Source organism: Cetobacterium sp., assembly GCF_048470075.1.
Taxonomy (GTDB): Bacteria; Fusobacteriota; Fusobacteriia; order Fusobacteriales; family Fusobacteriaceae; genus Cetobacterium_A.
The window spans coordinates 1-4,627 of the sequence record NZ_DBGBQB010000131.1 but is presented as its reverse complement, the minus strand read 5'-3'; the positions used below and the strand labels follow the sequence as shown (position 1 = coordinate 4,627).

Here is a 4,627-nt window from a genome sequence, read left to right as displayed (position 1 = left end):
TTGTAAAGTTGATCCATCCTGTAAAGTAAAAATTAACATATCATCCTGCACTGTGAATGTTTGAACCGTATCTAGCTTCTCTAAATATTCTGATTCCATTTTCATCACTTTATCAGAACCAGCCATTAAAGTTGAACCTAGTTTTTCTAATTTTATCTTATTTCCTTTTTTCTCATATCTTCCAAAATAATTATTTAACCCAGAAAATCCATAAAAATTATGTTCGTCAAAACCTATCAGCACATTTGGAATGGAGTTTTCTTGAATCAAAATATACTCTCTTCCCACCAATCTTTTATTCTTTGCGGTTAAACTTGAGCACCCTCCAAATAAAACTGAAATCATTAACAGTACTCCCAATATTCTCTTCATTATCTATCACTCCCTGATTTTTTATTAATAACTATTATAATTATTGTCGCTATCAACAACATTATAAAACTTACAACATGAGGGGCTCTAAACCCATACAACATCAAATCTTCAGCTCTAAAGAAACTTACAATTATACGATTTATACTGTAAATTATTATGTATGCCCACCAGATTGTTCCCGTGGCATAATTTCTTTTTCTCATAAAAAAATATAAAAATAAAAAACCTATAAAATTAAGTGCTGCTTCATAGAGCATTGCTGGATGAAGTGGCAAATTTGGGAATTCACTTCCTGCTGGAGAGGATATTGGAAATACCAATCCCCAAGGAACTAGCTCTTTATACTGAGCTTTCTCAGCTAAGCTCATCAAATTATAGCTATCATACCACTGATAAAAACTAGGTTTTAAATTGAAAATGACTTTTAATGGTGTAAATGTAGGAACTCCATGAACCTCTCCATTAGCTAGATTTCCAAATCTCCCTATACCCTGTCCCAAAAGTAGCAGTGGAGCTACCATATCTCCCAATAAAAAGGGATTTAATCTCTTTCTATGGGCATATATTAAGGTTCCTATAAAACCTCCCAATATTCCACCATGTATAGCCATTCCCCCTTTCCAAACAGCTATTATATCCTGTGGGTGAGAAAAGTAGTAGCTATAGTTAAACAGTACATAGTATAATCTACCACCTAAAAGACCTGATAACATTGCCACAAAAGCATAATCCTCTATCACATCCTTTGCGATTCCTTTTTTATTAGCCTCTTTTTTTAAAAGTTCTATTCCTATAAAAAATGCTATTGCATAGCATAATCCATAATAACTCACTTTAAAACTACCTATTTGTAAAAATATTGGATTCATATAAAATCTCCCTATTTGTTATTTTCTGTATCTAACTTCAATTTGATTATATCACCACTTGGAATTTTCGTAAAACTTTTTTTATTATTTTCTACATTATTTTAACAAAGCAATGTACTTTTTATATTTTTTTTGTATAGTTTTTGTTAACCTATATTTAATTATTGTTTATTTTTGCAAATATAGTTGAATTTTTAAGCATTTTAGATTAAAATATAGTCAGTTAATATATAATATAAAAATATCTAAGGAGGAAAATATGCATTATCATGCGCCTATTACAGAAAAAGTTTTCTGGATTGGAACTAACGATAGAAAAACTGAAAGATTTGAAAATTATTTGCCATTACCGCAAGGTGTTGCCTATAACTCATATTTAATAAACGATGAAAAAACTTGTATTATCGATACAGTTGATTTTTCAACTGCTGGGTTATTTATTGAAAAAATAAATGGAATTTTAAAGGGAAAACCTCTTGATTATATTGTGGTTAATCATATGGAACCTGACCACTCTGGTTCTTTAGGAGAGGTTATGGCTCACTTCCCTAAAGCTAAACTTATCGGTAATGTAATCACATTAAAAATGATAAAGGCTTTTATACCTGATTTTGATGAATCAAAATTTATCTGTATAAAAGAGGGAGATCAATTAAGTTTAGGTCATCACACATTAACTTTTGCTATGGTTCCTATGGTTCACTGGCCTGAATCAATGGTTACATACGATATGACTGATAAGATTTTATTTTCTAATGACGCATTTGGAAGTTTTGGAACTTTAGATGGAGGAATTTTTGATGATGAGATCAATTTCTCTTTCTATGAGGATGAAATGAGAAGATATTATTCTAATATTGTTGGAAAATATGGACCTCAAGTTTTAAATGCTATTAATAAATTAGGTGGACTTGAAATAAAATATATCTGTCCTTCACATGGAATTTTATGGAGAAAAGATATCTCTGTAGTTATCAATCATTTTGCTAACTGGGCAAGCTTCACTCCAGAGGAAGAGGGAGTTGTTATCGTTTATGGTACTCTATATGGAACAACTGCAAAGATGGCAAATGTTATAGCTAGAGAACTTGCTTGGAATGGAATTAAAAATATAAAAATATACGATGCTTCTAAAACTGATCACTCTTATATTATTAGCGATATTTGGAAATATAAAGGGCTTATTATTGGATCTGCAGCTCATAATAATGATGTTTATCCTGTTTTACAAGGACTTTTACATAAATTAAGAAATTATGGTTTAAAAAATAGATATCTTGGAATTTTCGGAAACATGCTATGGAGCGGTGGTGGAGTAAGAGGAATACAAGCTTTTGCTGATGCACTTCCTGGTTTAGAAGTTATCGCTGACGCTGTTGAAGCTAAAGGAGAACCAACTCCAGAGGATCAAAGAAAATTAGAAAATATTGCTAAAGCTATGGCTGAAAAGCTAAAAAGTGAAAGACAATAATATTCTAACACTCTAAAGAGAGCATAATCTGCTCTCTTTTTTTACGTTGAGGAGGTTTTTATGAAAAAAAATATTAAACAGATCAATAAAGAAGCTATTATTACTTGTATTTTATATCTTTTCTATTTTTGCTGGTGGTACTATTTTGCATATATTTATAAAGTAGATACTCATAAATTTATTTTTGGATTACCCAGTTGGTTTTTTTATTCATGTGTTTTAGGATTGGTTGTTATAAATATACTGGTTTTTATAGCAGTTAAATTCTTTTTTAAAGATATTGATTTAGATTAGGAGGACTAATGCTTATACTTTTACCAATTATTTTATATCTTTTTTTAATGTTAGGTGTAGCTTGGAAAGTTAATAAAATCAAAAATAGTGGCAGTGTTGATTTTATGGAGGAATACTTTATCGGAAGTAGAAATATGGGTGGATTTGTTCTTGCTATGACTATTATAGCTACTTATATTGGTGCTAGCTCCTTTATAGGTGGTCCTGGAGTTGCGTATAAACTTGGACTGGGCTGGGTTTTATTGGCATGTATCCAAACTCCCACAGCTTTTTTAACTCTTGGTATTCTGGGAAAGCGTTTAGCTATAATCTCTCGGAAAATAGGTGGACTTACCATTACTGATCTACTTAGAGCTAGATATAAGAATGATATTGTCGTTATTTTAGGTTCTGTTATTATGTTGGTTTTCTTTATAGGAACGGTGGTTGCCAACTTTGTGGGAGGAGCTAGACTTTTTGAAAGTGTCACTGGTCTTCCATATATTGTAGGTTTGGTTATTTTTTCCTTTGTAATAATTACTTATACTACCATTGGTGGCTTTAGGGCCGTAGCTCTAACAGATGCTATACAGGGTGGGGTGATGCTAATCGCGTCGGGGATTCTATTCTTTACGCTTTTAAAAGCTGGTGGAGGAATGGAGAATATAATGAGAACTATTGAACAAACGAATCCCGCTCTTTTAACTCCTGACTCTGGAGGAGCTATAGCAAAACCCTTTATTCTTTCATTTTGGATGTTGGTTGGAGTTGCTATTCTTGGACTTCCAGCTACCTCTGTGAGATGTATGGGATTTAGAGATAGTAAGTCTATGCACAATGCCATGATTATAGGTACATCTGTTGTTGGTATTTTAATGCTTATTATGCATCTAATTGGAGTTATGGGCGTAGCTATTCTGCCTGGAATAACTATTGGAGATAAAATTATTCCAACTTTAGCTATCTCAAAGTTACATCCTATATTAGCTGGTGTATTTATCGGTGGACCTCTTGCAGCTATTATGTCCACTGTTGATTCTTTTTTAATTCTATCATCTGCAACAATTGTTAAAGATTTGTATATCAACTATATCAATCCCAACCCTGGAGATAAAAAAATTAAAAAATTATCACTATTTACATCTTTATTTATAGGAATAATTGTTTTCCTTTTATCTCTTGATCCTCCAGAGCTTTTAGTTTGGATAAATCTTTTTGCTCTCGCTGGTCAAGAAGCTGCATTTTTTTGTCCTATTATTATGGGGCTTTATTGGAAAAGAGCCAATGCTCTTGGAGCGGTATCATCTATGATTTTTGGAGTGGCATCATATATATATTTCTCTGTTTTTAAAATTACTTTTTCTGGTCTTCACCAAATTGTCCCTGTTATTGCTATGAGTTTAATAGTCTTTATTCTAGGATCTCTTTTTGGTGAAAAACCTGATGATGAAACTATTGATATATTTTTTAACCTTTAAAAAAATGCTCGAGTAATTACCTCGAGCATTTTATTTCTACTATCTCCCCTGGTCTATTTAATCCGTATCCAGTTAGATTTTCTATTCTTTCTCTTAAAAAATCAGATTTTAAAAATTTAATAAATTCACTAATTTTTTCACTATCTTTTACTTCTGGATTT

General features: G+C 31.6%; 5 protein-coding genes. 3 read left to right on the top strand and 2 right to left on the bottom strand.

Going from position 1 to position 4,627, the window contains the following annotated elements; genetic code table 11:
• Both ACMOUI_RS04650 and lgt read right to left on the bottom strand, forming a co-directional pair.
• On the bottom strand, positions 1-372 hold a 372-nt coding region (locus ACMOUI_RS04650), incomplete at its 3' end, for an META domain-containing protein (protein ID WP_418964570.1).
• Complete coding sequence (gene lgt, locus ACMOUI_RS04645; RefSeq protein ID WP_418964569.1) at positions 372-1,244, bottom strand: prolipoprotein diacylglyceryl transferase; 873 nt, start codon at positions 1,242-1,244, stop codon at positions 372-374. The genes lgt and ACMOUI_RS04650, both read right to left, overlap by 1 nt.
• 259 nt (positions 1,245-1,503) lie before the next feature.
• Here lgt and ACMOUI_RS04640 point away from each other — a divergent pair, with 259 nt between their 5' ends.
• From ACMOUI_RS04640 to panF, 3 genes are read left to right on the top strand one after another with little or no spacing between them, the layout of a single operon-like run.
• Entirely contained in the window at positions 1,504-2,715 is a 1,212-nt protein-coding gene (locus ACMOUI_RS04640; protein ID WP_418964568.1) for an FprA family A-type flavoprotein, read from the top strand.
• Between the two features lie 60 nt (positions 2,716-2,775).
• Complete coding sequence (locus ACMOUI_RS04635; protein WP_418964567.1) at positions 2,776-3,009, top strand: YhdT family protein; 234 nt, start codon at positions 2,776-2,778, stop codon at positions 3,007-3,009.
• 8 nt (positions 3,010-3,017) lie between these two features.
• Positions 3,018-4,466, top strand: a complete 1,449-nt coding sequence (gene panF / locus ACMOUI_RS04630) for a sodium/pantothenate symporter (protein ID WP_418964566.1) — start codon at positions 3,018-3,020, stop codon at positions 4,464-4,466.
• Positions 4,467-4,627 lie beyond the last annotated feature (161 nt).